The sequence below is a fragment of the Burkholderia sp. Leaf177 genome (assembly GCF_001424345.1).
GTDB lineage: Bacteria > Pseudomonadota > Gammaproteobacteria > Burkholderiales > Burkholderiaceae > Caballeronia.
Genome location: NZ_LMPF01000026.1, coordinates 258,929 through 285,059 on the forward strand (window position 1 = coordinate 258,929; position 26,131 = coordinate 285,059).

Consider the following 26,131-nt stretch of genomic DNA (forward strand, 5'->3'; position numbering starts at 1 on the left):
AGTCAGGTTATGACAATCCGTGCGGCTACTTCGTGCGGCTACTTTTCCATTTTCAGCGCCTTGTTGTAGCCGGTAAGTTCGAGATACCCGTGACCAACGTTCTTGTTGTCACGACTCACCGTTACCGCGCCTTCCCAATACACCGCGCCTGTCGACTGACTCGAATCCAGTTCCTGATCGTCCATGAGCGGATCGAGCGACCAGGTTATATCGCCGGTCTTTACCGTCTCCGATACCGGATAAGTCGTCCCCGTGCGCGGCGAGCGCCATGTGCGTCGCGGCGTGAAGTCCACCTGTTTTCCATCGAACGATGTCGTGTGACCTTGCGGGTCGCGCAGCGTTGCGTGTGTCCAGACCGCGCTGCCGTCGTGGCTGCGAACCTTGAACGCCATCAACGCCGAACCATCGGTCAGGTTTGCACCGAGCCAGTCCCAGCCGACTGCGTCGGCGCTCAGCACCGTACTGGACCATTCGTGATCGAGCCAAGCTGAACCAGTGACGGTAGTGTCGAGCGCCGGCTTGCCGTTTTGCGCCGATGCCCGCGTGACCTTGCCAGTGACGCGCAGTTGCGGCTCGCTGTAGTAATAGCTTGCTTGAGCGGCTAACGGGCCCTTGCGCGAATAGCCGTTGTCGCCTTGCAATAGCGGTGCGGCTGTAGGCGTCATCGTCAGGTCGAGCGTGAAATCCGTGGCCTTGACTGTTACTGCGTAGTGGCCATCGGCGGCGCGCTTGAGTTGCCATGCATCCAGCTTGACTTCTGTGTTGCCCGTTTTCGCGTAGGCCAGATCGAAGCCTTGGCGCGCGATCTTTTGATCATGCGCGAGCCGTCCAGCCGATGGATCGCTGAGCGCCGCGTGCGCGATGATCAATTGCGATGGCGCGAACGCACCGGGATCGGCGGGATCGTGGCCGGTCGCCGAGCGGAAGAACGTGATCTGGAAACCGAGCGGCTTGCCATCGGGCTGATTCAGCCAGCCTGTTGCGTACCACCATTCGGTGCGAAACGCCGGATGCGCGCCGGTGTCCTGCGGGAAGACCAGTGGATGACCCGGCTCGACGCTTGCAAAATCGGCGGCAATGGATGGCGTGATCGTGCAAGCACATATGGCGATGACCGCAAGCTTCAACAGGCGCATCACCAGTCCTCCTTGACGGCACGCACTGCATCGAGCGATATCGCCTTGCGGCCCGCGATGACCGCCGTTGCGCACGATGCAACCAGCATCACCGCCGCGACCGTGCCGAGCACGGACCATGGAATGTGCATGGACATGCTCCAGTGAAATGATTGCGGATTGACCACGAACACAAGGATCAGGCTGATCGCCCAACCGAGAATGAAGCCCACAGTAATGCCGAGCGCGGTCAGCATGCCGCCCTCGGCGGCGAGTATTGCGAGGACCTGGCGGCGCGTTACGCCAACGTGTCTCAACATGCCGAATTCGCGGGCGCGTGCGAGCGTCTGCGCTGAAAACGTCGCGGCAACGCCAAATAAACCAATCACGATCGCCACGGCCTCCAGCAAATAAGTGACCGCGAAACTGCGGTCGAAAATCGTCAGCGTTTTGGCGCGGATCTCGCCGGGCTGCGCGAATTCCATCGCGGGGCCGAAGGGGAGCTTGCGCAGTCTTGCAATTACGTCGTCCACGCTGGTTCCGCGCGCCACGCTGACCGCCACATCGGTTGCACCTGTGTCGCCGGTGAGCCTGCGATAGTCCGCGAGCCGTATCTGGATCGCGCCGGTTTGTCTGACATAGTCGCGCCACACGCCGGCAACCACGAAGCTCGATTCATGCGCGCCGACGGACAACCGCACGCGCTCGCCGAGTTTGTATGCATACAGATCGACCATCGCCTCCGATACCCATATTGGCGTCTCGCCTTGATGCACCGATGACATCGGCAGAACAGGGCCGGTCATCTGCAGCGTGGCGCCGGGGTCGTTGGCGTCGATCTCGCGCGCGAGCAACGCGACGGCCGGACGTGCGGGATCGAGCGTGAGGTGCGAAGTGCGTGTGAACGCCGCGCTCCTGATGCCCGGCACGGCGGCGAGCGTGGCCTGTTCGCTGGGCGCGAGACTTCCGGTGTCGCCGTTCGGCGTGACGCGCACGTACAGATCGGCGGATAAAAGATGCGTGAGCCATTCGTCCACGGAGACACGGAAACTCGCGACCATGATCGCCATCGCGACGATCAACGCGAAGCTCGATAAAACGCCGCCCATGGCGATGGATGCCTGCCCGGGCGCATTGGCAAGTCGGGCGAGCGCGAGCGTCGCGGGAGCGGTTGTCTGGCGTCTTGCGCGCCATCGGCTGAGCGCGGTGAAGACGATGGCCGTACAGCGCGGCATCAACGCAATGCCGCCGATCAGCAACAACGCGACGGCGAGATAACCGAGAACGGGGACATCGAATATGGGCGGCAGAAGCGCGAGGATCAACGCGACGACCAGACACCCCACGGCCGGCCACGGCGACGCAAGCCTTGCGAGCGCGCCTTCTTCGCTGCCGGCTTTCAATGCAGCGGCGGGCCGTGCGCGCGCGGCTTCGAGCGCAGGAACAAGGCTGCCCAGCACCGATACAGCAATGCCCAAGGTCAGAAACACGGTCGTTGCAACCGGTTCGAAACTGACGTGCGGCTGCACGCCCGGGAAATATCCGCCGCCGAGATCGCTGCCGAAAAATCGCAGCGCAATGCTCGATAACGCATACCCCAACGCAAGCCCGAGCAACGAGCCGATCACCCCGAGCAGCGCGCCTTCCATCAATACCTGCCGCAACAACTGCGGACGTGTCACGCCTAGGACCCGCAACATCGCGAACTGCGAACGCCGGCGCACGACGGCCAGCGCTTGCGTTGAAAACACGAGGAACGCGCCGGTGAAAAGCGCGACGAGCGCAAGCACGTTCATGTTGATCCGATACGCGCGCGATAAACGGTCGGTGCGGTTTTCATCGTCACGGGTTTCGGCTACGACGAGCTGGTTGCCGAGCCGCGCCTGGAGTTGCCGCTTGAAGGTTTCGCGATCCACGCCGCGTTCTAGCTGGAGATCGACGCGCGAAAGTTTTCCTTGCAGACCAAAGCGCCATTGCACGGCGGCGATATCCATGACCGCGATGCGCTGCCCTGGCCGCGTCCTCACGATCCCGCCCGCCACGCGAAATTCCACCGTCGATGTGCCGCTGCGCAGCGCGACCTCGGCGCCTGGCGGGGCTTTCAGCCACGTCTGCGCGGAGGGCGAGAGGAAGATGGCATCGGAGGAAAGGGAATCGAGCGGATTCTGCGCCGAGGGCACGCCGATCAATTCGGGCGTGATGCGGCTTGCCCGGAACACGTCGATGCCCAGCACTTTCAACGCGGCGTTTTCGCCGGGCACGGTGACATCGAGGTCGAGCACGGGACTTGCCAGCGCCACGCCGGGTTCGCGTGCGAGACGCGGGTACCAGGTTTCATCGAAGGTGGGCTGAGCACCGCGCACTTGCAGGTCCGCTTCGCCCGAGAGGCTTTTTGCAGCGGCCGAGAATTCGTTGAATGCCGCGCTGTTGATCAACTGGACCGCGTAGCCGAGCGCAACGCCAAGCGCGATTGTCGCGATGGCGACGATCGCGCGCGCCGGATGACTGCGCCATTCCGCGCCGAGCAGCCAGCGCGCCAGCAGCCGGTTTCCCGCGATACGCTCGACGGGTTGCGCCGCGCGATCATTCATTGGCCGTGCGCGCAAAGCGTTCCGCTTGTTTCGCGCCATGCAGGCCGCCGTCGCTCAGGATCAGGATGCGGTCGGCGGTGGCCGCGGCGGCTGTCGAATGCGTGACCATGATCGCGGCCGCGCCGGTCGCCTTGATTTCAGCGCGGAACAGCGCGAGGACTTCGTGTGCGGTATCGGGATCGAGGTTGCCGGTGGGTTCATCGGCGAGAATCAGGCTTGGACGATGCACGAGCGCCCGCGCGATCGCAACGCGTTGCAATTCGCCGCCCGACAACTGCCGTGGAAAGTCGTTGCCGCGTCCGCCGAGCCCGACCGCAGCCAGCATTTCCACAGCGCGTGCGGGCGGCGTGTTGTTGAGCAAGAGCGGCAGTGCGACGTTTTGCGCCAGCGTCAAATGCGGCAGCACATGGAAAGCCTGGAAGACAAAGCCGAGCTTTTGTCGACGCAGGCGCGTGGCGGCATCGTCGTCGAGTTGAGAGACTGGCACGCCATCGATCAGCACTTCGCCGCTATCGGCGGAATCGAGACCGGCGATCAGATTGAGCAACGTCGATTTGCCGACGCCCGAGTCGCCCATGACCGCGACGAATTCGCCCGGGTCGAGCGCGAAATCCAGATCTGCGAGCACGATACGACCTGTGCCGTAAGCCTTGCTTAAACCGCGGCATTCGAGGGCGGGCGGGGTGTCATTATTGCTGATGGTCATATAGAACAGAGGGTCGCCGGTATGAACTGTGCTGCGGTCCATTACTGTGACAGAGAACGGCCGCGCGCGTATGGCCGTTGTTTCCCGGATGACCATGAATATCGACGATACGACCATAGAAAGCCGCATTTTGAAGCTGCTCGCCGAGCGCAGTGCGGAGTCGTCCATCTGCCCATCGGAGGTTGCGCGATCTCTCGCGTCCGATGAAGCCACCTGGCGCGCATTGATGCCCGAGGTACGCAAGGTTGCCGCGCGACTCGCCGAAGCGGGCATCGTGCGTATCACGCGCGGCGAGCTCTTGCTTTCAGCCGATGAGATCGATCACGGACCGATCAGGCTGCGTCGAGGACGCGGATTCGCGGCGGACTGAACGCTTCGTCAGCCAATCTTCTGCACTGAAAACGCAGCGGTTTCATAAGGCACGGTCACGACTTCTTTCCCCGCCAATTCCGGTTCGGATGCAATCAACGCCATCACCTCGCGATCGATCGCCGCGCGTTTATGCACGTCGAGCGCTGCGATGAAACTGGTCGAGCGCACGCGGTTGAGGATGACGTCGTCGGGCGAACCGGTATGGCCTTGCGTGAAATGACGTTCATCGAGGGGTCCCAGGCCGTTGAACGGAAACGCCGATCGCCACGCGCCCGTGTAATAGCGCGGTGTGTCGCCTTCCATCCGGTTCACGATGGCGTCGAGCTTCGCGACCCAGGGAACGCGTGCATCGCGCAGATTCCAGATCAAGCCGAGTGTGCCGCCCGGTTTCAATACACGATGAATCTCCGCCAGCGCCGCGTGCGTTGCAAACCAGTGAAATGACTGCGCGCACACGACGGCGTCGACCGATGCGTCGGATAGCGGAATGGCATCGGCGGTGCCGGCGCGGGCATCGACTTGCGGGAAGCTCGCAGCCAGTTTCTGCAGCATTCCCGCCACCGGTTCCACGGCGATAACCTGTGCGCCGGTATCGATAAGACGCGGCGTGAATTTGCCTGTGCCCGCGCCGAGATCGATCACCGTCTTGCCAGCCTCGAGCCCGAGCTGATCGCGCAACCAAGCGGCAACTTCCGGCGGATAGTCGGGCCGTCCGCGCGTGTAGGTGCCGGCCAGGCTTGCATAACCTTCAGCAGCCGCGCGATGTACGCCTTGAATTCCTGTGCTCATGTTTCCTCCTGCTCTGGCCGATCAAAGAATCGATTTTGGACTACGCGCCATGCACTTTCATAGCGTGTCATGGTCGTCATCGCGTGAGTAAGCGTCGCGGCTTCCATCACCGTTTCGAAGTGAAAAGTGTCGATGAAGCCCAAGCGGTTACTCCGACACCTTGCGCACTCTCAGCGCGCTCCCGGACCCATGCCTTCGGCGATCGCGCGGCATGCGTCTTTCAGCGGCGCAATATAGGTGCTAAGCGGCGAATCGCTCTTTCTATAAAGCGGAATGCTAATGCTTACACACGCAAGCGGTTCGCCATTCGAGCCGAAAATCGCGCTGCCATAGCAGAAGATCTGTTCTTCATTTTCTTCGCGGTCTTCCGAGTAGCCGCGTGCCAGCGTTTCGTCGAGTTCAGCGTCGAGCGCGGAACGTTCCACGATGGTATTCGGCGTAAAGCGTTCGAAATGCAGCGGCGCCAGCAATGCGTCGCGCTCGGCGCGTTTAAGCGATGACAAATAAGCCTTGCCCACCGAGCTTGAATAGAGCGTGACTCGCGTACCGATTCGCGACGCCATGCGCACGGCGTGAGGGCTTTCGAGCTTTTCTATGTAGACCATTTCCGAACCGCTGCGAACAGCAAGGTGCACGGTTTCCTGGGTTGCATCGCGCAATACCTGAAGCGGTTCGCTTGCCGCCACACGCAAGTCCGAGCGCTCCCAGCTACGGCTTGCCAAAGACAACAGCCGTGGCCCGAGCGTATAGGCACCGCCATGCGGACTCTCGACAACAAGACCTTCGGCAATCAGCGCACCGACGATCCTGTACACCGTTGGCCGCGGATAACCCGCAAGCGCGATGAGCTGCGCAATGCCCGGAGGCGTTTCAGCATCCGCGATGCATTGAAGGACCGCCAGGAACTTCGAGAATGCGGCGGTCCCAGTCGGCTTGGCGTCATCGGGGACGTTGGGCGTGGCCTGCTGATCGATGGCGTTGCTGGATGGTTTAGGCATGGCGTCGAAAGAACGGGGCGGTCCGCAAGAGAATGAAGCGCAAGCGGTGACGCGGACGATTATAGCGGAGCACTTTTCGCTAACGGCAAGCGAGCGTTGCCCGATTGGCAAGCCTGCGGCGCGCGGACCGGATGACACGCGGCTTTGGGATACGTAATAATGCGATGCGGGCGCGCGAGGATCTTCGCCAGCCTTCTATCACCACCTATCACGTGTCGCCGATGCGGCGCGGCGGCCAAGGTTGCGCCGCACAACCCGGGGTTATTGATGAGCAACAACGCGTTGCCTGCACCATCCGCTGCTCGCTGGCTGCCTTACATCGTGGCGGGGACGTTCTTCATGGAATACCTCGACACCACGGTGATCGCCACCGCGTTGCCGCAAATGGCGAAGTCGTTCGGCGTCGGGCCTAATGCGCTCAGCCTCGGAATGACGGCCTACATGCTCGCGCTTGCAATCTTCATTCCGGTTAGCGGCTGGGTCGCGGACCGGTTCGGATCGCGCACAGTGTTCTTTGGCGCGATCGTTGTGTTTGTCGTGGCTTCGGTGTTGTGCGGCATGTCGAATTCCGTTGCCGAATTCACCGGGGCGCGCGTGCTTCAAGGAGCCGGTGGCGCAATGATGGTCCCCGTAGGCCGGCTGATCGTGGTGCGAAGCACGGAGAAAAGCCGCCTCATGCAGGCCATCTCGACCATCACGTGGCCGGCTATTGCGGCGCCGGTCATCGGTCCGCCGGTCGGTGGTTTTATCACGACCTACGCTTCATGGCGATGGATCTTCTTGCTCAACGTTCCCTTCGGTTTGTGTGCGCTCGTGGCCGTTGCCATGCTCGTGCCGAACCTGAAAGGCGCCGAGCGCAAGCCGCTCGATGTGATCGGGCTCGTGCTGAGCGGCGCGGCGCTGACGGCTGTGCTGTACGGCGCGGAGCTCGCCAGCCAGCCCGCCAGCAATCCGTGGCTCGCGGGCGGAATCGTGCTCGCCGGTTTCGTGATCGGTTATATCGCCGTTCGTCACGCCGCGGGTCATCCGCATCCGCTGATCGATTTTTCCACGTTGAAAATACCGACGTACTCGGTCACGGTCTTGACGGGCTCGCTCACGCGTATTGGCATTGGCGCCGTGCCTTATCTTATGCCGTTGCTGTTCCAGATCGGCTTCGGGCTTTCCGCATTCAAGTCGGGCCTGTTGTTGCTTGCGAGTGCGTTGGGCAACCTCGGCATGAAGGCGCTCACAACACGCATCCTCCGGCGTTACGGGTTCAGGAATGTATCTATCGTAGCGGTCGCCACGGCCGGGATCTTTACCATCGCGTGCGGCATCCTCACGCCCGATTCACCGCTTGCGTGGGTCTTGCTCGTCGTGTTCGTGTACGGCGTTGCACGCTCCATGCAGTTTTCGCTGCTTGCCACGCTCGCTTATGCCGACGTAGGCCAGCCGCAAATGAGCGCTGCGAGCACGTTGTGGAGCGCGGCTGCGCAGATGACAATCGGCCTGGGTATTGCATATGGCGCGGTGGCGCTGCGCGCAGCGGCCGCGATCAATGGCGAAACGACCGGCGCGGAAAGCCTCCATTTTTCACTCGATGACTTCAGGCTCGCTTTCCTTTTCGCCGGCGTGCTGACGTTGGTATCGGTCTATGGATATTTCAAAGTTGCACGCGATGCAGGGCAGAGCGTTGGCGGTGGATCGATGCGTCAGGATGCATCGCAGAAAAGCAGTTGAGCGGGCAACGCACATGACCGGCGGAATCGATCCGAATCCGTGGATGGCGTTGGCGCTGGCCGAGCGCGGCGTGCGGCGTTTTGAGCCCGGAAAGACGAATCCGCGGATTGTGGAATACAACGCGCATACCAATCTCGCCGGCTATGACGACAAGGTTTCGTGGTGTGCGTCGTTCGCGAACTGGTGCATGGTGAACGCGGGTTATCAAGGTACCGGGTCAGCGCTCGCGCGTTCGTGGCTCGATTGGGGCGTGGCGATCGATGAACCCGTGTATGGGTGTATCGCCGTGCTTTCGCGTGACGATCCCGCGAGTTGGAAAGGCCACGTAGGTTTCTATCTGCGCCATGATGCCAACGCCGTATATCTGCTCGGCGGCAATCAGCTGGACGAAGTTCGCGAACTTGCTTACCCGCTTGGCGACGTGCTGGGTTACAGGTGGCCCGGCGCGGTCTGATCGCGGTTGGCAGGCGCAGGATCATGGCAGCACACACAGAGTTTGTTGCCGTCCGGATCGCGAAAATAAGCGCCGTAATAGTGCTCGTGGTACTGCGGACGCAACCCCGGCGGTCCGTCGCATTGTCCGCCGTGGGTCAGGGCTGCGGCGTGGCATTTATCGACGGCATCGCGGTCATGCGCCAGCAACGCGATCATCTGCCCGTTTCCCGCGCTTGCAGCTTCGCCGTTGAACGGCGCGCCGATCAGGAACAACGGGCGCGGCGCGTTATCGGCTACCCATCCGGCCCATGGCTTATTCAAGTCCACGAACTTCAGCCGCAACTTCAGGGCTTCCATGATGGGCGAATAAAAGCGCATCGCGCGATCAAAATCCGTGACGCCAACAAAGACGTGTGAAAGCATTCAGTCATCCTATGAACGTGTCGAGATTCGATATCCCGATTATGCAGTACATCGGGACTCGACCTTTATGCATGGAAAACGACTTTGCTATTCAACGTTTGAGTTTCAGATAAGCGCGGCTGAGGAGCGGCCGGCTATGCACCCATAGTCTCGATGCAAGCCATGACGCCGGTTTGTCACGCACTTCGAGTCTATAAATGGAGTGCTCGCCGGCCGCGCGCGTATTGCCGACGTTCGGCGCCATCTCGCATGTATAGAAATGCCGGAAGCCTGCTTCGCGAGCGACGCGTTTGTAGTCGTCATCGTAGAAACCTTGCGGCCAGCACAAATGATCCGATACTCCGCCCAAACGCGAGGTGAACGCTGCGCGAGCGCTGATGAGATCGCGCTTGAGACCAGCGCACTTTTCTTCGCGGTTTTCAGCGACTTTGTCCCAGCGCACGTGACTATGCGTGTGGCTGTGGAATTCGAAGGTTGCTGCACGGCGCATGGCCTCGATCTCGGACCATCGCAGGATCGTGCGATCGGGTTCGCCGCCTTCTATAGCTAGATCTCCTTCACGATGCCCCAGCAACTCAGGCAGCAGGCCGCCGCTCTGCGCATTCTGCCGCGGTGGACCTTCACCGGGCCAGCTCGTTACGAGAAAACACAGTGCAGTGAAACCGTGCTTTGCCAGAACCGGGTGGGCATGGACCCAATTATCGAGATATCCATCGTCGAAAGTTAGAACCACCGATTTCGGCGGTAACAACTCGCCCGCAAGGAACGCGCTCAACTGCGCAGCGCTCGCCGTCTTGTAGCCCGCTTCCGCGAGGTACGCCATTTGCGCCGCAAAGTGATCAGGCGAAACAGTGATCATGCCGGGTGACGTACTGACATGGTGATACATCAGCACCGGCACCGCACGGGCCCGCAGCGTCATGCGTTTGGCCGGCGTTCGCGGATGCCGCGCCGGTAGAAGTCGATGGTTTCATCGGCCATGCCATCGACCGTGAAGCTTGCATCGGTCAGAAGGCGGCCCGCCACGCCGAGCTGCACGCGCAGCCTGGGGTTATCGATAAGCCGCGCAATGGCCGCGCGCAACGCAGGGATGTCGTGCGGCGGCACGAGCAAGCCGTTCACGTTATGCGTGATCAGCTCGGGCACGCCATCCACGTCCGTGCCGATGACCGGCAAACCCGCGGCCATGGCTTCTATATACGACTGCCCCAACGCTTCCTGATGCGTCGGCAGCACGAAGAAATCGCAGCCGCGCAGCACATTCGGGATATCTGTGCGAAACCCCAGGAGATGGATGCGATCGGACAGACCCATACCATCGACGATGTTCTTTATCTTGCCGAACCACGGTCCGTCGCCAGCCATGACAACGTGCAAATTGGGGCGTTCCGCGAGCATCGGCTGGACTGCGTCGATCAAGTCCTCGTGGCCTTTCTTGTCGCGCACGATTGCAACCATGCCTGCAATGATGGTATTAGCATCGAGCCCCAGCTCCGCGCGCAAGGTGGAATGCGAAAGCGCTTCAGGTTTCACGATGCCGTCATAAATCGTTTCGACACGGCCCTTCTGTACGCCAGCGGAGATCAGGTATTCGCGCACATGTCGGCTGACCGCGATCACGCGATGCGGTATCCACGTATAGGTTGCAAGCGAACTGATGGGCAAGGCGAGATGGCGTGTACGCACGACAAGCGGCGTGCTTGCAAGGCGTCCGGCAGTGCCGGCCACGATGCTGTCGTGGCCGCTATGTGTATTGAGGACATCGAATTTGCTGCGCGAGAGTAATGACTTGATCGTCAGCATCGACTTGACGTCCGCGCCGCCCTTCATGCGCGCATGGTGAACAATAAAACCTTCTTCCCTGGCGCGAATGCCAAGCCGCGCTTCCTTCGGGCAGACCACTTCCACCGTATGTCCTCGCGTGCGCAATATGATCATTTCCTTGAGCGTCCGATGCTCTTGACCACCCCATCCCGTGGATGATTCGCTATGTAGTACGCGCAATGACTTCATGGTCTGCTTTTCCGCTATGAGCGATATGTAACTGGTTCGTATTGGCTCGTAATATATCGTAATAATCAGCGTGATTTGCATCTGTTGTTGAAAAAAATTGGCTGTCAATACGTAAGAAAAGTGGGGTGACTGGTTTATGTCGGGAAAGAGGTGCTGCCTTGGAAGCCAGCACTGGCGGGGCTTCCCGCGCGTTAGCCTTGACAAAAGATCTGCAAACGTTTGCGGACTGTGATTAAAGAATTCTTGTTTAGCGCATTAACGGGCCCTTACGTTGTTACTCCGCTCAAATTCGCAAGGAATTGGAATTAGTTCGGACTGGAAAACAAAAATCAGGTTTTGAGGCGCTAATGGTCGACCGCGTAAGTCACATACTTTATGTGTATGACAAGTGCGACTCGAATATATTTTACATTCAGGTCCGGAGGCTTATATCCTGTCGCCCGGATTGGCCGCCCGCCGGCCTTTCTACGCACCGCCAGGCCACACACATCAAACTTCGCCGTTCAGCCCCGAAGGAGGGGTCAATGCTTCAACGCCGGTATGCGCACATCTTCCTGACAACACTGTTCTGTCTTCTTGGAACTCACGCGATGGCTCGCGAGGTTCGCAGTCACACTCAATCAATAAACATCCAGTCCGAGGAATCGCCATCGCCAGAAGGCGGCATCGTTAGCGATCTGCCTTTGCCGGGCGGCAGCTTTCAACGCGTGTTGTATCTGCCTGCGGCGCAAGACGCCAAAGGCTTGATGATCATGTTTGCCGGAGGCACGGGCGAACTCGATATCGAGAAAAACGGTTACATCAAGAACGCGAAGAATTTCGTGGTGCGCTCGAGCGGTCTTTGGCGTAACCGTGGATATGGCGTTTTGCTGATCGATGCGCTCGATCATCAATCGATGCGAGGACAGCGAAGTAGTGCCGCGTATGCCGAGGTCATCGCGAAGGTTATCGCGTACGCGCGCGAGACAACGCGCGCGCCGCTATGGGTGTTGGGCACTAGTCAGGGGTCTATCGCCGCGATGAACGCCGCATCGCACGCGGGGCAAAACGAGATTGCGGGATTGATCCTGACCGAGTCGGTTTCCATTCTCGGGGGATCGCATGAAACGGTGTTCGATGCACATCCCGGGAATGTCCGTGTTCCTTCGCTGATTGTTGCGAATCGGGACGATCAATGCAAGGTCGCACCGCCATCCATGGCGAATGCAATCGCGCAATCGATTCACGATGCACCCGTCGCCATATTAAGAGTGAGTGGTGGCGTTCAGCGTTCGCAAGACGACTGCGGTTCCTTGTCGCCGCATGGCTACTATGGCATCGAAGAGAAAGTCGTTGATGGGATCGTTGACTGGATGCAAAAAACACAGCACTAGCGTTCAATCGCAATGTGTTTGCGAGTCTCATTGGCCGGGGTTGAATTATGATTGATGCCTTTAAAAGACGTGTCCGCATATATGACCACTGGCGCAGCACATACCAACCTTCCCACGCTGATCGGTCCAACTATCGAACTTCGCCCGCTTGAGAAAGCGCATCGGGACGCGCTTCTTGAAGCTTCCGCAGATGGCGAATTGTGGAACATGAAAGTGACTGTGGTTCCCGGGCCGGACACAGTCGTTAACTACATTGCCGCTGCGTTGGCAGGGCGCGATAGCGGGTCGGTCATGCCATTCGTGATTGTCAGGCGTAAGAGCGGCGAAATCCTCGGCAGCACCCGCTTCTGGAAGATCGATCGCATCAACAGAAAGCTCGAGATAGGGCACACATGGCTGCGAGCCTCCGCACAGCGTTCAGGCGTCAATACGGAAGCCAAGTATCTGTTGCTCGTTCATGCATTCGACGTCTTGAGCGCAGTGCGAGTCCAGTTCACAACCGACGAACTCAACAGTAAATCCCGGGCGGCCATTTTGCGGATCGGTGCAAAGCAGGAAGGCATTGTTCGACACGAACGCATCATGCCCGATGGCCGGAAGCGCAATTCGGTGCGCTTCAGCATTATCGATACGGAATGGCCGCAGGTTAAAGACTCTCTGGAGCGGATGATGACGCGCTAGACAATCAACCGCTTTAACGTCGTGCTTCGTAGCCGGCGTTATAGGTGGAATCGCCATTCCCCGTAGCCCGCTTACGCTATTTGCTTAGCGCAAGCGGGCTTTTGTTTTTATCGCCAAGGATCGAATAGCGCGATTCAGAAAAATAACTCAATAATCAGACGATTAATCGCATCAGTAGTATTTACCCAAGATATTAACAAAAAGTAACTTCATACTATTGCGTGTGTTTGAATAACGAAAGCTGCGTTAATTCTGTTTCACATGAGAACAAGATTCTCGATGAACGCGTTCTCGGGGAAAGATGCAGTGCATCATTCCGTGACTGAGGAACTATTACTTATTTCAAACTCTTTCCGTCGCGTTACACGGATGAAACGTTTTTTTGCGAATATAATTCGTCTGCCTTCCGCGATCCGTAAGTAATACCTGAGCTTGCTACAAGTGGTTTAGCGTGCGGCAGGAATTACGTGTGACACGTGAATGCGGTGTTGGCGGACTTGTACGGCGGAAATGCGCTAGCCGGGTTATTGGACGCGTTCGCGCGTCCACGCCGGAAAGGCGAGCACAGACATAACGCCGCTCTAGTGTTGATGGATTGATGAAAACCCGATTCAACATTCAGGGGTTCTAATTTTTTCATCGAGTGGGTCGGTAAGAGGTCGAGAAATCCGCGCGACCTTTGAATTTATTTAGGATCACCTAGGATTTATGCGTTTACTGATGCCGGTTAAAAGGCAGGGACGTGTCATGCCTGTTTGATGGCGGAACGCATCAGAGATTCAGATTCATCAGCAACAAACGTGGTCATCGCGTTTTCAGCTTCACCTCTTTTAGTACATCGACAACGCATACGCTGGACGGCTTCGATCGATCTTGCTGACTCCTCGGGAAAACCTGCTTTTAGCGATATATACGGACAATGATGAGATATTTAAGACTACTTCCGGTTGCAGCCGCAACAATGGTGGCAGCGTTTGGCGTTCAAAGCGCACAAGCGCAATCCAGCATCACAGTCTCCGGCACGCAATACAAGCTGTGTGGGCAGGAAAATGACAACTGCAAGTTCTCGGGATCGGGCTCTGTCGTGTTTGGCGTAGTCCCACCGAATGCACCGTCCAGCATGTTGACGAGTCCGCGAAGCTTCAGCAATGGAGTGGGATGTTATGTCGGTGCGGTATCGCAATCCGATCCCGCTTACGGTTATGGCAAGTCCTGTTGGGTAAGCCTCGCGTCCACGACCACGCCTCCTGCTACCTCTACGCCCGCCACGACTCCCGCACCCAGCACGCCTGCGCCAAGCACGCCCGCACCCAGCACGCCCGCGATTACAACGCCGGTGACGGCAACGCCTGCGCCCACGGCACCCGCAACGACAGCACCCGCCACAACCACGCCGTCTACATCTACGCCTACGCCGACCACATCGGCCATCACGTGCGGTTCGCCCACGCAAACGGCAGGCGGTTCGGGCAGCGGATTGATCAGCGCGGATACGCCGACCACGGACGGCCTGCGCATTTTCCAGAACAACGCGCCCTTCAAGCTCGCCATCACAACGAACTCGCCGGCAGCCGATACAGTCGTGTGGTCCGTTGCAGACGCGAATGGTTCGATCAAGACGCAAGGCAGTTTCCCGGTCAAGTCCGGTGCGCAGACGAACAGCATTTCGTGTACATCGACATGGTCCGGCTACGCTGCGCTCACAGCGACCCTTCAATCGCACGGTGGCACCTTGCCGAGCAGCGGCACGCGCCCGATGGGCATCGCGACCTTCGGCGTATTGCCGAACCTGAGCTCGGTGCTCGGCACGGTTACGTACGCGCATCAGGACCAGCACCGATTCGGCATGCAGGGCTTCAACGGCAATATCGCAGCGTTGCGTGCACTCGGGATTTCGTGGACTATTGACGATCGCCAGGTTTCCGCAATGGAACCCAATGGTCCGGACACCTACACACCGAGCGTCAACGATCTCGACCCGTTCTACAAGGCCAATCCTGACCAGATGCGCATTGTGCGTCTCGACGGACTTCCGGCATGGGATTCGAAGACGGGTCAGTTCAACGACAGCTACTACGCACCGTCGAACATGCCTGAGTTCCAGCGATTCATGGCGAAGGTCGGGACCGACACCAGCCTGATCCGCGCCGCGAATTATCCGAACCAGCAGAAGAACTACTATCAGGTGACGTGGGAGCCCAGCCTTGGCTGGGCGGACAGCGACGCCAACTTCGTGGCGATGTACAAGGCCGCATACGAGGGCATCCACTCCACCGATCCGAACGCAGTGGTGATGGGCACGGGCAACCCGTTCGCCTCGAATTGCGATACGTGCACGACGGGTTATCTGAAGAAATTCGGTGCGCTCGGACTGTGGAATTACATCGATGCAGTTTCCACGCACGGTTACTGGAACGCAGGGACGTACCCGTCGCATCCGCCTGAATTGCAGGACTCCGATCCGAACCCGGCGAACCAGGCCAACGCTCTCGACAACCAGATGACGCAGTTGCGTGCTGTCATGCAGGCAGGCAAGCCGAACATGAAGCTGTTCTTCACGGAAGCAGGCGTGAGCTACGATCCGGGTCTCAACTACGGGCCTACCGTACCGTCGGCGAACCAGTTGTTTGCTCATGCAGCCGTCGGTGCGCGCGCTCACATCATCACGCTGGGCGGCGGCGCGCAGGTCACGACACTGTTCTTCGGTCCCGACTACCCGGGCGAAGTGGGCTACGGATCGTTCTTCGACCTGAACAACGCACAAGGCTCGTTCGGTGCGACGAATTTGTCGCCGAAGCCTGAAGCAATGGCGTTCGCCGCAATGACCCGCGCACTGGACGGTACGAACACGCTCGGCCGAGTCAACGGCACGCCGTCGGGGACGTTCGCCTACTCGTTCCAGCAACTTGGCAACGGCAAGGTCGTGACTGCAGCGTGGACGCATAGCAATGCGCAATGGCCGGCAAGCAATGGCCAGTACAGCCAGACGTACACGAGCGCTTATACGCTGCAAGTCGACAATGCCGGTACGTCGGGCAACGTCACCAAGATCGATGGCTACGGAAACGTGAGCACGGTTCCCTACACCAACGGCAAGGCGACGCTGACGCTTACCGAAGTGCCGCAATACATCGTGTCGAACAACGCGACGGTTGCCAAGGCGAACTCGACGGTGCCAGTCGGATATACGGGGCAGTAAGAAGCTAAGCAGTGAATCAAGAATAGCTTTTCAATGCGCCGCGAGCAGGACTGGCGGCGCATGAAGGAAGCTTTGAATGCCTCGTGGATAAATACACGAGGCATTTTTTTTGTTTAAGCGAGCGCGGGTGCCAAAGAAAAAAGCCCCGAATCTCTTGGGCAGATTCAGGGCCGACCGTGAAGAGACAAGGAGAGGAGTGATCTCCACGGTAAAAGATGTAGTGCAGAGGCTGTACAACGCCGTTGCATTGATCGTTACCTTAAACAAAACCAGAGCGTAGATAAATACGCCAGAAGCGAATTGATTCTTCCGATGTAACGAACAATCGAAGCCTAAGTCTCTTAAGCCCCTAAGTCTCTTAAGCCCCTAAGTCCTCAGGTCATGCAAACGCTTCGGCAGGCGCGTCTGTAACTCTTGGACTCGCATAGGGCGCCATGTCGTAGTGCGTGTCCGTGAGAACACATCGGCCTTGCTGATCGACATCGTTCGACATCAACGGGCAGTTCTCGAACAACATCGCAATCCATTCAACGAACACGCGAACCTTGGGCGCAAGGTGCCGGTTGTGCGGATAGACCGCCGCAATCGGCATGGGCGCGGGTTTCCATTGCGGCAATACTTCCACTAGCGCGCCCGAGCGCAAATGCGGCAGCAGCATGAATCGAGGTGACTGGATAATGCCCGCACCCTTTACGCCGCACATCACATAAGCGTCGCCGTCATTCACCGCAAGCGTGCCGCGCATCTTGACCGACGTTGTTTGCTGCTCGACCACAAAACTCATTTCATTCATGCGCCCGGTGCCGCTCGAGAAATACTGCACGGCTTGATGCTGTCGCAGGTTGTCCAGACTCGTGGGCTCCCCATATTGTTCGATATAAGCGGGACTCGCCGCCGTCAGCGTCTGAAGCACACCTAGCCGCCGCGCCACGAGACTCGAATCTTCAAGCTCACCAACCCGAATCGCGCAATCGACGCCTTCCTGCACGAGGTCCACGGGTTTATCGCCGAAGCCGACCATCAAGTCGATGTCCGGGTAACGCTCGCGAAACTCCAGCAATCGCGGCATCACGATCAGACGGCCGACGGAGCCGGGCATATCGATCCGCAGCTTGCCACGCGGTCCCTTGCCGGTATTCGATAACGCGTCTTCAGTCTCGTCTATTTCCGCGAGAATCCGCACGCAGCGCTCGTAGTATTCCGCACCCTCGGGCGTGAGATTCAGGCGCCGGGTCGTGCGTTGCATCAGGCGCACTCTCAAGTGCGCTTCGAGGTTCTTGATGATCGTCGTGGTGGACGCGTGGGGCAGATTCAGCGAGTCGGCCGCGCGCGAAAAACTGTTCATCTCCACGATCTTCGTGAACACCTGCATTGCCTGTAGACGGTCCATGTTGTCTCACTTTTTCAAGCAGAAATGGGCAGGTTCGATCGCGCGGGTTCGTGATGGAGTCCCGATTGTTCCAAGCGAGCGAATTGTGTTCTGGATTATAACCATTTATCAGAATTGCGCTGAAGTCCACAATGCGCTACATCGCAACTTTGGTGGAATGACGCTTACACGTCACACGAAACATGCAATCGACGAGGGATTCGACGCTTAGCATCGAAGAGGTTTCAATTACGGGTCACGCGCAGCTTATTCGCTTGCGCAGTTATCGCCCGGCGTCCAAGGGCGCGCTCTTGCCGATCGTCATCTATTTCCATGGAGGCGGTTTTGTCCGCGGATCGCTGGACGTGGCGGAAGCCGCCGCGACGGCGATTGCCCGCGAAACGCCGGCCTGGGTTGTATCGGTCGGTTATTCCCTCTCGCCCGCATTTCCGTTTCCCGCGGCGCTTGAAGATGGTTATCGCGCAACGCAATGGGTGGTCGCGAACGCTCGTGCGCAAGGTGCCGACGCTAGGCGGATCGGCGTTGCAGGTCACGACGCAGGCGGCAATCTCGCAACGTGCCTTGCGGCGGTCGCGCGTGATCGGGGTGAGTTCGTTTTTGCTGCTCAAGCGCTGCTTGCGCCTCTGCTCGATCCAAGCATGACGCGCATGGCCGATGAAAAAGAAATCGTCGATCCCGATTTAGGTGCAAACGAATGCGCGCAGTGCTACCGCGCTTATTTGCCTAATGCATCGCAATGGTTGCATCCGTATGCAGCACCCATTGAATCGCGGCGGCTTGCCGGTTTGCCGCCTGCACTTATTGCAAGCGCGCAGCACGACTTGTTGCATGTGGAAGCCGAGAAATACGCGAGCGAGCTCATTGCTGCAGGCGTGCCGACCGAAGTCACGCGGCATCGCAATGCATCGCACCACGAACTTGGTACGCATCCGGCCGCGCTCGCCGATGTCGTGAGTTTCTTTAGAAAGCGGCTGCCTGCCAAAGCGCAGAAGCGTTGAGCCATCTTGGCGATTTAACTCGGAGCAAAAAAATGTCTATTCAAATGTCCAAGCCGCGAAAACGCAAATATGCTGTGCTAGGCGTAGCGCTGGTTCTTATCGGAGCCGGTTCGCTTGCCGCATTTCATGGTCATGGCGACTCGCCTGTCAATGCCGCGGTTGCAGCGGCGAGCGCGGCGCCGCCGACTGAGGTGGACGTCGCGGCTGTCGTCGCTAAATCCATAACGGATTATCAAAGCTATTCGGGGCGTCTCGAAGCAATCGATAAAGTCGAAATCCGGCCGCTGGTTCCCGGCACTATCGTAGCGGTGCACTTCAAGGACGGCGCGTTGGTCAAGAAGGGCGACCCGCTGTTCACAATCGATCCGCGTCCTTATGTGGCGGAGGTGGATCGTGCGTCGGCGCAATTGGCCGCGGCCCAGGCACGCAACGGCTATACGTCCACCGATGCAGCGCGCGCCGACCGTCTGCTTGCCGATAACGCCATTGCCAAGCGCGATTACGACCTGGCGCAAAACGCCGCGCGCGAAGCGCAGGCCAATCTCAAAAGCGCGCAAGCGGCGCTCGAAACGGCGCGTATCAATCTTGGTTATACGAATATCGTGGCGCCCGTAGCAGGTCGCGTATCGCGTGCCGAGATGACCGTAGGCAACATCGTTTCCACCGGGGCGAGCGCGCCGTTGCTGACCACGCTGGTTTCGGTTTCGCCCATCTATGCATCCTTCGATGTCGACGAGCAAACGTACTTGCGTTATCTCAGCCACGACTCGCGTACGAGCGTTCCTGTGTCGCTCGGACTCGCAAACGAAGACGGTTATTCGCGCGATGGCCGAGTGGATTCGGTCGACAATCGCCTCGATACAGGTTCTGGAACCATCCGCGTGCGCGCGCGTTTTGACAATGGCGACGGCGCACTGTTGCCCGGGCTCTATGCACGTGTGAAAGTTGGCGGCGGCGCGCCGCATGCAGCGGTGCTCGTCGACGACGCAGCTATCGGCACGGATCAAGACAAGAAGTTCGTGATGGTCGTCGATAAAGACAACCGCGCGCAATACCGCGAAGTCACACTCGGCACGCAAAGCGAAGGGCTGCGCGTGATCGTCAAGGGGTTGCAGCCCGGCGAGCGGATCGTGGTCAACGGCTTGCAGCGCGTGCGCCCCAATGACGTGATCAAGCCGAATGCCGTAGCCATGTCGAGCACATCGCCTACGCCCAGGAACGCTTCGTAAGAAGTGTTTCCAACGCAGATAAAGATACCGTCATGAACATCTCCAAGTTTTTTATCGACCGCCCGATTTTCGCGGGCGTGTTGTCGATGATCATCCTCCTTGCCGGGGTGATCGCCATGTTCAACTTGCCGATCTCCGAATATCCGGAGGTCGTGCCGCCATCGGTGATTGTGAACGCGCAATATCCGGGCGCCAATCCGAAGGTGATAGCAGAGACGGTCGCGTCACCGCTCGAAGAGCAGATCAATGGCGTTGAGAACATGCTGTACATGCAGTCGCAGGCGAATAGCGACGGCAAGCTGACGCTGACGGTCACCTTCAAGCTCGGCATGGACCCGGACAAAGCGCAGCAACTCGTGCAGAACCGCGTATCGCAAGCGTTGCCGCGTTTGCCCGAAGACGTGACGCGTCTTGGCGTGACGACCATCAAGTCGTCGCCCACGCTTACGATGGTCGTGCACCTGATCTCCCCGAATGACCGCTATGAGGGCACCTATCTTCGCAACTATGCGCTGATTAACGTCAAGGACCGGCTCGAACGGATTCAAGGTGTCGGGCAGGTCGATTTGTGGGGCGCGGGTGACTACTCCATGCGTGTATGGCTCGACCCGTTGAAGGTCGCGCAACGCAACATGACCGCTACCGACGTAGTCAACGCAATCCGCGAACAGAACGTGCAAGTCGCGGCAGGCGTGATCGGATCGTCGCCGACCTTGCCCGGCGTTCCGCTGCAATTGAACGTCAATACGCAAGGACGCTTGCAGACCGAAGCGGAATTCCGTGACATCGTGTTGAAGACTGCTCCCGATGGTGCCGTTACGCATTTGCGCGATGTCGCGCGCGTGGAGCTTGCCGCATCGGACTATGCACGCCGGTCCTTGCTCAACAACAAGTCTGCAGTTGCACTAACGATCTTCCAGCAACCGGGCGCAAATTCGCTGCAAATTTCCGACGAAGTGCGCAAGACCATGAAGGAGCTTCAAGTCGATATGCCTCCGGGCGTGAAGTACGACATAGTTTATGACCCGACGCAGTTCGTGCGATCGAGTATCGATGCGGTGATTCATACGCTGCTGGAAGCCATTTCGCTGGTCGTGCTGGTCGTGATCGTTTTCCTGCAGACATGGCGTGCGTCGATCATTCCGTTGCTTGCAGTGCCTGTGTCGATTGTCGGGACCTTTTCCCTGCTGCTCGCATTCGGATTCTCGATCAATGCGTTGTCGCTGTTCGGCATGGTGCTTGCCATCGGCATTGTGGTCGATGATGCAATCGTGGTCGTGGAAAACGTCGAGCGCAACATCTCTTCCGGTTTGTCAGCGCGTGACGCCACGTATCAGGCCATGCAGGAGGTAAGCGGGCCGATCATCGCGATTGCGTTGACGCTGGTCGCGGTGTTCGTGCCGCTTGCGTTCATGTCGGGCCTGACGGGTCAGTTCTACAAACAGTTCGCAATGACCATCGCGATCTCCACGGTAATCTCGGCCTTCAACTCGCTGACTCTGTCACCGGCATTGGCTGCACTTTTGCTGAAGGGACACGATCAACCCAAGGACTGGCTCACGCGCGGCATGGACCGCGTTTTCGGTGGTTTCTTCCGCCTGTTCAACAAGGTCTTTCATCGCGGTTCGGAGAGTTATAGCAGGGGCGTGTCCACTATCGTGAATCGCAAGGCGCTGATCCTCGGCATCTATGCAGTGTTGCTCGGGGGCGCAGTGCTCATGGGCAAGATCGTTCCGGGTGGTTTTGTGCCCGCGCAGGACAAACAATATCTCGTGGGTATCGTCCAGTTGCCTAACGGGGCATCGCTTGATCGCACGGAACAAATCGTTCGGCAGATGGGCGAGATCAGCAAGGATGTGCCGGGCGCGATTTCGGCTGTGCAATTTCCCGGCTTGTCGATCAACGGCTTCACCAACTCATCGAGCGCAGCCGTCATTTTCTTCGGCTTGACGCCTTTCGACGAACGCAAGTCGAGCTCGATCACGGCCGCCAATGTCGCGGCTGAACTCAACAAGCGCTTCTCGACCATCAAGGGCGCATTCATTGCGGTGTTTCCGCCGCCGCCGGTGCTTGGACTCGGAACGTTGGGCGGTTTCAAGTTACAGATCGAGGATCATCAAGCACTGGGCTATTCCGCCTTGAACGATGCAACGCAGGCGTTCATCAAACGTGCAGCACAGACGCCGGAACTCGGGCCATCGTTTTCCAGCTATCAGATCAACGTGCCGCAACTCAACGTCGATCTGGATCGTGTGAAGGCGAAGCAACTGGGTGTATCGGTCACCGATGTATTCAGCACCATGCAGGTGTATCTCGGATCGTTTTACGTGAACGACTTCAACAAGTTCGGACGCGTGTATCAAGTGCGTGTGCAGGCGGATGCGCCATTCCGGTCGAGCGCGGAAGACATCGGTTTGCTGAAGACGCGCAACGCAAATGGCGACATGGTGCCGCTGTCATCGCTCGTGAAGGTGACGCCGACGTTCGGTCCGGAAATGGTCGTGCGTTACAACGGCTATACCGCCGCCGATATCAACGGCGGTCCTGCTCCCGGGTATTCGTCAGGCCAGGCGCAAGCTGCAATTGCGCGTATTGCCGCCGAAACGCTGCCGCGCGGGTTCAAGTTCGAATGGACGGACCTCACGTATCAGCAGGAACTGGCCGGCAACGCGGCGCTTGTGGTATTCCCGATCAGCGTGCTGCTCGTGTATCTCGTGCTCGCTGCGTTGTATGAAAGCCTGACCTTGCCGCTCGCCGTGATCCTGATTGTCCCGATGAGCATTTTCTCCGCGCTGCTCGGCGTCTGGCTCACGCATGGCGACAACAACATCTTCACGCAGATCGGTTTGATGGTGCTCGTAGGGCTGTCGGCGAAGAACGCAATTTTGATTGTGGAGTTTGCGAGGGAGCTTGAAATGCAGGGGCGCACGATCATCGAGGCGGCAATCGAAGCAAGCCGTTTGCGGCTCAGGCCCATCCTGATGACGTCGATTGCTTTCATCATGGGCGTGGTGCCGCTGGTGATCTCTTCGGGTGCGGGTTCGGAGATGCGCCGCGCGATGGGTATCGCCGTTTTCTTCGGCATGCTTGGCGTTACCTTGTTCGGCCTTTTGCTCACGCCGGTGTTCTACGTTGTATTGCGCAAGCTCGCGGGCAACGAACACGTGGTGGACAAACACGGTAAGCATCCGCACATGCGCGGTATCGACGCTTCAGTGGAGGCCTGAAAAAATGATGAATAACACGCTGGGACTTACAGGCTTGCTGGCCGCGCTGATGATTCTCTCCGGCTGCTCGCTTGCACCCGATTACGAAAAGCCGAACGTGAATGCGCCGGAGGCGTTCAAGGAGACGCCTTTGAGTACCGCTGAATCTGGCACGTGGAAGACGGCGCAGCCATCCGATCAGGTTGCACGCGGTCAGTGGTGGAGCATTTTCGACGACAGCACTTTGAACGATCTGGAACAGCAAGCGCTCGACGCAAACCAGAATCTCAAGGCGGCAGTGGCACGGGTCAAGGAGTCGCGCGCCATTCAGCAAACGGCGCGTGCGGGCTTGTTTCCGACTATCGATGCAGGCTTCGGCCCGACGCGCGAGAAAGTCACGCCGGCGTCGCTGCTGCAACCGGATGGCGTGAATGTGCCGTCGCAAACACTGTGGCGCGCGCAAGCGACCGCGTCTTATGAGGTGGATCTCTTCGGACGTGTTTCCGACTCGGTCAAGGCGGCGAGCGCGGACTCGCAGCAAAGTGAAGCGTTGCTGCGGTCCGTGCAACTCGCATTGCAGGCTGATGTGGCGCAAAACTACTTCAACCTGCGCGAGCTGGATTCGGAACTCGATGTCTACACGCGCACGGTTTCCTTGCGCGAACAGACGCTCGCATTAGTGCAGCATCGCTTCAATGAAGGCGATATCAGCGAGCTCGATGTAGCTCGCGCGAAGTCCGAACTTGCAACAGCGCGTTCGGACGCCATGACCGCGCAACGTTTGCGTGCGTCGTCGGAGCATAGCCTTGCAGTCTTGCTCGGCAAAGCGCCCGCGCAGTTTTCAATGACTGCGAATCCGCTCGTGCCTGTGCAGATTCGTGTGCCGCCCAGCTTGCCTTCTTCGTTGCTGGAACGCAGGCCGGATATTGCCGCAGCAGAACGCGCCATGGCCGCGGCGAATGCGCGGATTGGCGTGGCGAAGTCGGCTTATTTTCCATCGCTCAACCTGACCGCCGCGGCCGGCGTTGAGTCGGCGACCTTGGGCGATCTCTTCAAATGGTCGAGTCGCGCGTTCATTCTTGGACCGCTGGTAGGTACGGCCCTCACTGTGCCGATTTTCGATGGTGGCCGCCGCAAGGGTAATCTAGCGAACGCTCGCGCTGTGTTCGAAGAGGATGCGGCTAATTACCGGCAGCAAGTGCTGGTCGCTTTCCAGGAAGTCGAGGACAACCTCTCGGACTTGCGGATTCTGGAAGACCAGACGCGCACGGAAGCAGAGGCGGTAAGTGCATCGAATCGTGCTGCGAGCCTTTCGAGAACGCAATATAAGGAGGGCGCGGTGAATTACCTCGACGTGATCGATGCCGAACGCACCGCGCTGCAATCGCAACGTGCGGCCGTGCAGCTTTCCGGCGTGCAAGCCGTGGCAACGGTGAACTTGATCAGGGCGCTAGGAGGCGGCTGGGGCGATGCTCCCGCCGCGGATGCAAGCATCGCGCAACGTTAGCCACGCATGCATGGCGGCTTGAGTGTCACCGCCATGCATTGGCTCTCAGGTGCCGGTCAAACCTTGCAGGCTGATCTTCGTTTGCGTATTCGCCGGCTGTTCACCCAGCTTGGTGAGCGCGCCGTTCGCGCCGATGGAATACGCGACAATCTTGTCATCGCCTGCGAAGTCCTGATAGAGAAATTTACCGTCGGGGCTGATCCACGAATCGTTGGCAAAACTGGACGTTGTCGTTAACACCGCCGGTTCGGTTGCGGCCGACGCGTTAGCCAATGAAAGCTTGCCGTCGCCATCGAGCGAGAACAACGAAACCGCGCCGCTGCCGCTGCTCACGTACACAAACTTGTTGTCGGGCGTAATTGCAATCCAGCACGGCGCGGCCTGGCCCGTCACCGCGACGGGCCCGCTGACAGGCGTAAAGCGGCCGTTGCTCGCGAATGAATAAGAGCTCGCCGTGCCGCCGGCGGCATCGCTTGTTGCATAGATGCTCGACTGCGCACCACGCCCGAAGATTCCACCGAACGGTCCTACACCTACCGAGGTTGAACTTACCACTTGGCCCAGCGTTCCATCGGCATTGATTGGATAAGCGAGCAGCGCATTAGCAGGTTGAACGGGTGTTAGCGTCTTAAGGAATCCGTTCACGACCACGAATTTGCCGTCGGGGCTGACGCTGACTTCGGTTGGAAGTGCATCTTGCTGGACGACGGGATAGGTTCCTACTGATGTCAGCTTGCCATCCGACCCAACCTTGTACGCGCCAAGCTCATTCACGCCTTGCTGATGCGTGACGTAAAGCACTTTGTTGGCAAACGCGAGTGACGTAGGCCGCGTGCCATTGGTTGGCGAAGTCGCAAGAAGCGTTAGCGTGCCCGATGTCGTATCAATAGAGAATGTGCTCACGGTATTGTCGCCGGCATTGGCCACGAATAGCCGCGTGCCATCTGTGCTGACAATGACACTGTGATTGCTCGTCAGCGCATCGGGCGCGACGATATTGCCCATGAAATAGTTGACCCCGTTCGTGCCCTTGCCTCCGGTAAGCACGGTGGCTTGCTTTGTCAACGTGCCATCGGCGTTGCGGATGAAATGCACGACCGCATTCGCGGAATCGTTCGTCTGGGCGAAAAGCTGCGACACGGTAGGCGCCGAATCGTTGCCGCCGCCGCACGCAGCAACGAGCGTCACGACGCCAGTTGCCATTGTCAGTTTCTTGAACACAGATACCCCCTCGTACTTTGCCGGTTGAATTCACATCCAAGATCCGGCGAGTTACCTGGCCGAACTGGACGTGTTCGATCACGCCATAAAAGGCGCGTCAGACCGTAGTTCGCTGTGTCGATAAAACCGGTTACAGTCGCGACACTATTTATCCGCTAATGCA

20 protein-coding genes are annotated in these 26,131 nt (G+C 58.8%); 10 read left to right on the top strand and 10 right to left on the bottom strand.

The window, feature by feature from the left end; all coding sequences use genetic code 11:
* Window positions 1–38: 38 nt before the first annotated feature.
* Genes ASG35_RS30300 through ASG35_RS30310 form a run of 3 tightly spaced genes read right to left on the bottom strand, consistent with a single transcriptional unit; the run spans window position 39 to window position 4,412 of the window.
* Entirely contained in the window at window positions 39–1,136 is a 1,098-nt protein-coding gene (locus tag ASG35_RS30300; RefSeq protein ID WP_056366766.1) for a lipocalin-like domain-containing protein, read from the bottom strand.
* Window positions 1,136–3,706: an FtsX-like permease family protein gene (locus ASG35_RS30305; protein WP_056366768.1), complete on the bottom strand. Its 2,571-nt coding sequence runs from the start codon at window positions 3,704–3,706 to the stop codon at window positions 1,136–1,138. Before ASG35_RS30305 ends, ASG35_RS30300 begins: the two co-directional genes overlap by 1 nt.
* Window positions 3,699–4,412 carry an ABC transporter ATP-binding protein gene (locus ASG35_RS30310; RefSeq protein WP_056366971.1) on the bottom strand — a complete coding sequence of 238 codons (714 nt, stop codon included), beginning with the start codon at window positions 4,410–4,412 and terminating at the stop codon, window positions 3,699–3,701. Before ASG35_RS30310 ends, ASG35_RS30305 begins: the two co-directional genes overlap by 8 nt.
* Window positions 4,413–4,506: 94 nt before the next feature.
* Here ASG35_RS30310 and ASG35_RS30315 point away from each other — a divergent pair, with 94 nt between their 5' ends.
* Window positions 4,507–4,782, top strand: coding sequence for a DUF3253 domain-containing protein (locus ASG35_RS30315; protein WP_056366973.1), 276 nt, complete (start codon window positions 4,507–4,509; stop codon window positions 4,780–4,782).
* Window positions 4,783–4,790: 8 nt separating this feature from the next.
* Here the strand turns inward: ASG35_RS30315 and ASG35_RS30320 are convergent, their stop codons facing one another.
* Window positions 4,791–5,573, bottom strand: coding sequence for a class I SAM-dependent methyltransferase (locus ASG35_RS30320; protein WP_056366772.1), 783 nt, complete (start codon window positions 5,571–5,573; stop codon window positions 4,791–4,793).
* A 170-nt stretch (window positions 5,574–5,743) separates the two neighbouring features.
* Window positions 5,744–6,571 (bottom strand): IclR family transcriptional regulator, encoded by an 828-nt coding sequence (locus tag ASG35_RS30325; RefSeq protein WP_056366775.1) that lies wholly within the window; start codon window positions 6,569–6,571, stop codon window positions 5,744–5,746.
* 267 nt (window positions 6,572–6,838) lie between these two features.
* On the opposite strand from ASG35_RS30325, the gene ASG35_RS30330 reads away from it, so the two are divergent.
* Together ASG35_RS30330 and ASG35_RS30335 are read left to right on the top strand one after the other, a co-directional pair.
* Window positions 6,839–8,293: an MFS transporter gene (locus ASG35_RS30330; protein WP_056366778.1), complete on the top strand. Its 1,455-nt coding sequence runs from the start codon at window positions 6,839–6,841 to the stop codon at window positions 8,291–8,293.
* Between the two features lie 13 nt (window positions 8,294–8,306).
* A complete protein-coding gene (locus tag ASG35_RS30335; RefSeq protein WP_235527788.1) occupies window positions 8,307–8,747 on the top strand; it encodes an NlpC/P60 family protein in 441 nt (146 codons plus the stop codon).
* Here ASG35_RS30335 and ASG35_RS30340 read toward each other — a convergent pair.
* The 3 genes from ASG35_RS30340 to ASG35_RS30350 all read right to left on the bottom strand — a co-directional run bounded on the left by ASG35_RS30340 (window position 8,723) and on the right by ASG35_RS30350 (window position 11,164).
* Window positions 8,723–9,151 carry a VOC family protein gene (locus ASG35_RS30340; RefSeq protein WP_056366781.1) on the bottom strand — a complete coding sequence of 143 codons (429 nt, stop codon included), beginning with the start codon at window positions 9,149–9,151 and terminating at the stop codon, window positions 8,723–8,725. The genes ASG35_RS30335 and ASG35_RS30340 overlap by 25 nt on opposite strands.
* Window positions 9,152–9,242: 91 nt before the next feature.
* On the bottom strand, window positions 9,243–10,073 hold the full coding sequence (locus tag ASG35_RS30345) for a polysaccharide deacetylase family protein (protein ID WP_056366784.1): 831 nt from the start codon (window positions 10,071–10,073) through the stop codon (window positions 9,243–9,245).
* Complete coding sequence (locus ASG35_RS30350) at window positions 10,070–11,164, bottom strand: glycosyltransferase family 4 protein (protein ID WP_056366977.1); 1,095 nt, start codon at window positions 11,162–11,164, stop codon at window positions 10,070–10,072. The genes ASG35_RS30345 and ASG35_RS30350 overlap by 4 nt, the downstream gene beginning before the upstream one ends.
* A gap of 524 nt (window positions 11,165–11,688) precedes the next feature.
* On the opposite strand from ASG35_RS30350, the gene ASG35_RS30355 reads away from it, so the two are divergent.
* The 3 genes from ASG35_RS30355 to ASG35_RS30365 all read left to right on the top strand — a co-directional run bounded on the left by ASG35_RS30355 (window position 11,689) and on the right by ASG35_RS30365 (window position 16,417).
* The gene (locus ASG35_RS30355) at window positions 11,689–12,537 is read left to right on the top strand and encodes an alpha/beta hydrolase (RefSeq protein ID WP_200945800.1); all 849 of its coding nucleotides are present in this window, start codon (window positions 11,689–11,691) and stop codon (window positions 12,535–12,537) included.
* A gap of 81 nt (window positions 12,538–12,618) precedes the next feature.
* Window positions 12,619–13,218: a GNAT family N-acetyltransferase gene (locus ASG35_RS30360; RefSeq protein ID WP_056366787.1), complete on the top strand. Its 600-nt coding sequence runs from the start codon at window positions 12,619–12,621 to the stop codon at window positions 13,216–13,218.
* Window positions 13,219–14,137: 919 nt separating this feature from the next.
* The gene (locus ASG35_RS30365; protein WP_056366791.1) at window positions 14,138–16,417 is read left to right on the top strand and encodes a hypothetical protein; all 2,280 of its coding nucleotides are present in this window, start codon (window positions 14,138–14,140) and stop codon (window positions 16,415–16,417) included.
* 379 nt (window positions 16,418–16,796) lie between these two features.
* On the opposite strand, the gene ASG35_RS30370 is transcribed toward ASG35_RS30365, so the two are convergent.
* Window positions 16,797–17,807 carry a LysR family transcriptional regulator gene (locus ASG35_RS30370; RefSeq protein WP_056366794.1) on the bottom strand — a complete coding sequence of 337 codons (1,011 nt, stop codon included), beginning with the start codon at window positions 17,805–17,807 and terminating at the stop codon, window positions 16,797–16,799.
* A 182-nt stretch (window positions 17,808–17,989) separates the two neighbouring features.
* Here ASG35_RS30370 and ASG35_RS30375 point away from each other — a divergent pair, with 182 nt between their 5' ends.
* The 4 genes from ASG35_RS30375 to ASG35_RS30390 are packed head-to-tail and all read left to right on the top strand — an operon-like array spanning window position 17,990 to window position 24,747.
* Window positions 17,990–18,805, top strand: a complete 816-nt coding sequence (locus tag ASG35_RS30375; RefSeq protein ID WP_056366797.1) for an alpha/beta hydrolase — start codon at window positions 17,990–17,992, stop codon at window positions 18,803–18,805.
* 44 nt (window positions 18,806–18,849) lie between these two features.
* Window positions 18,850–20,034, top strand: a complete 1,185-nt coding sequence (locus ASG35_RS30380; protein ID WP_056366800.1) for an efflux RND transporter periplasmic adaptor subunit — start codon at window positions 18,850–18,852, stop codon at window positions 20,032–20,034.
* Between the two features lie 32 nt (window positions 20,035–20,066).
* Entirely contained in the window at window positions 20,067–23,261 is a 3,195-nt protein-coding gene (locus tag ASG35_RS30385) for an efflux RND transporter permease subunit (RefSeq protein ID WP_056366803.1), read from the top strand.
* 4 nt (window positions 23,262–23,265) lie between these two features.
* Window positions 23,266–24,747 carry an efflux transporter outer membrane subunit gene (locus tag ASG35_RS30390; RefSeq protein ID WP_442854874.1) on the top strand — a complete coding sequence of 494 codons (1,482 nt, stop codon included), beginning with the start codon at window positions 23,266–23,268 and terminating at the stop codon, window positions 24,745–24,747.
* A 45-nt stretch (window positions 24,748–24,792) separates the two neighbouring features.
* Here ASG35_RS30390 and ASG35_RS30395 read toward each other — a convergent pair whose 3' ends face one another.
* On the bottom strand, window positions 24,793–25,950 hold the full coding sequence (locus tag ASG35_RS30395) for a lactonase family protein (RefSeq protein ID WP_156393449.1): 1,158 nt from the start codon (window positions 25,948–25,950) through the stop codon (window positions 24,793–24,795).
* Between the last annotated feature and the right edge of the window lie 181 nt (window positions 25,951–26,131).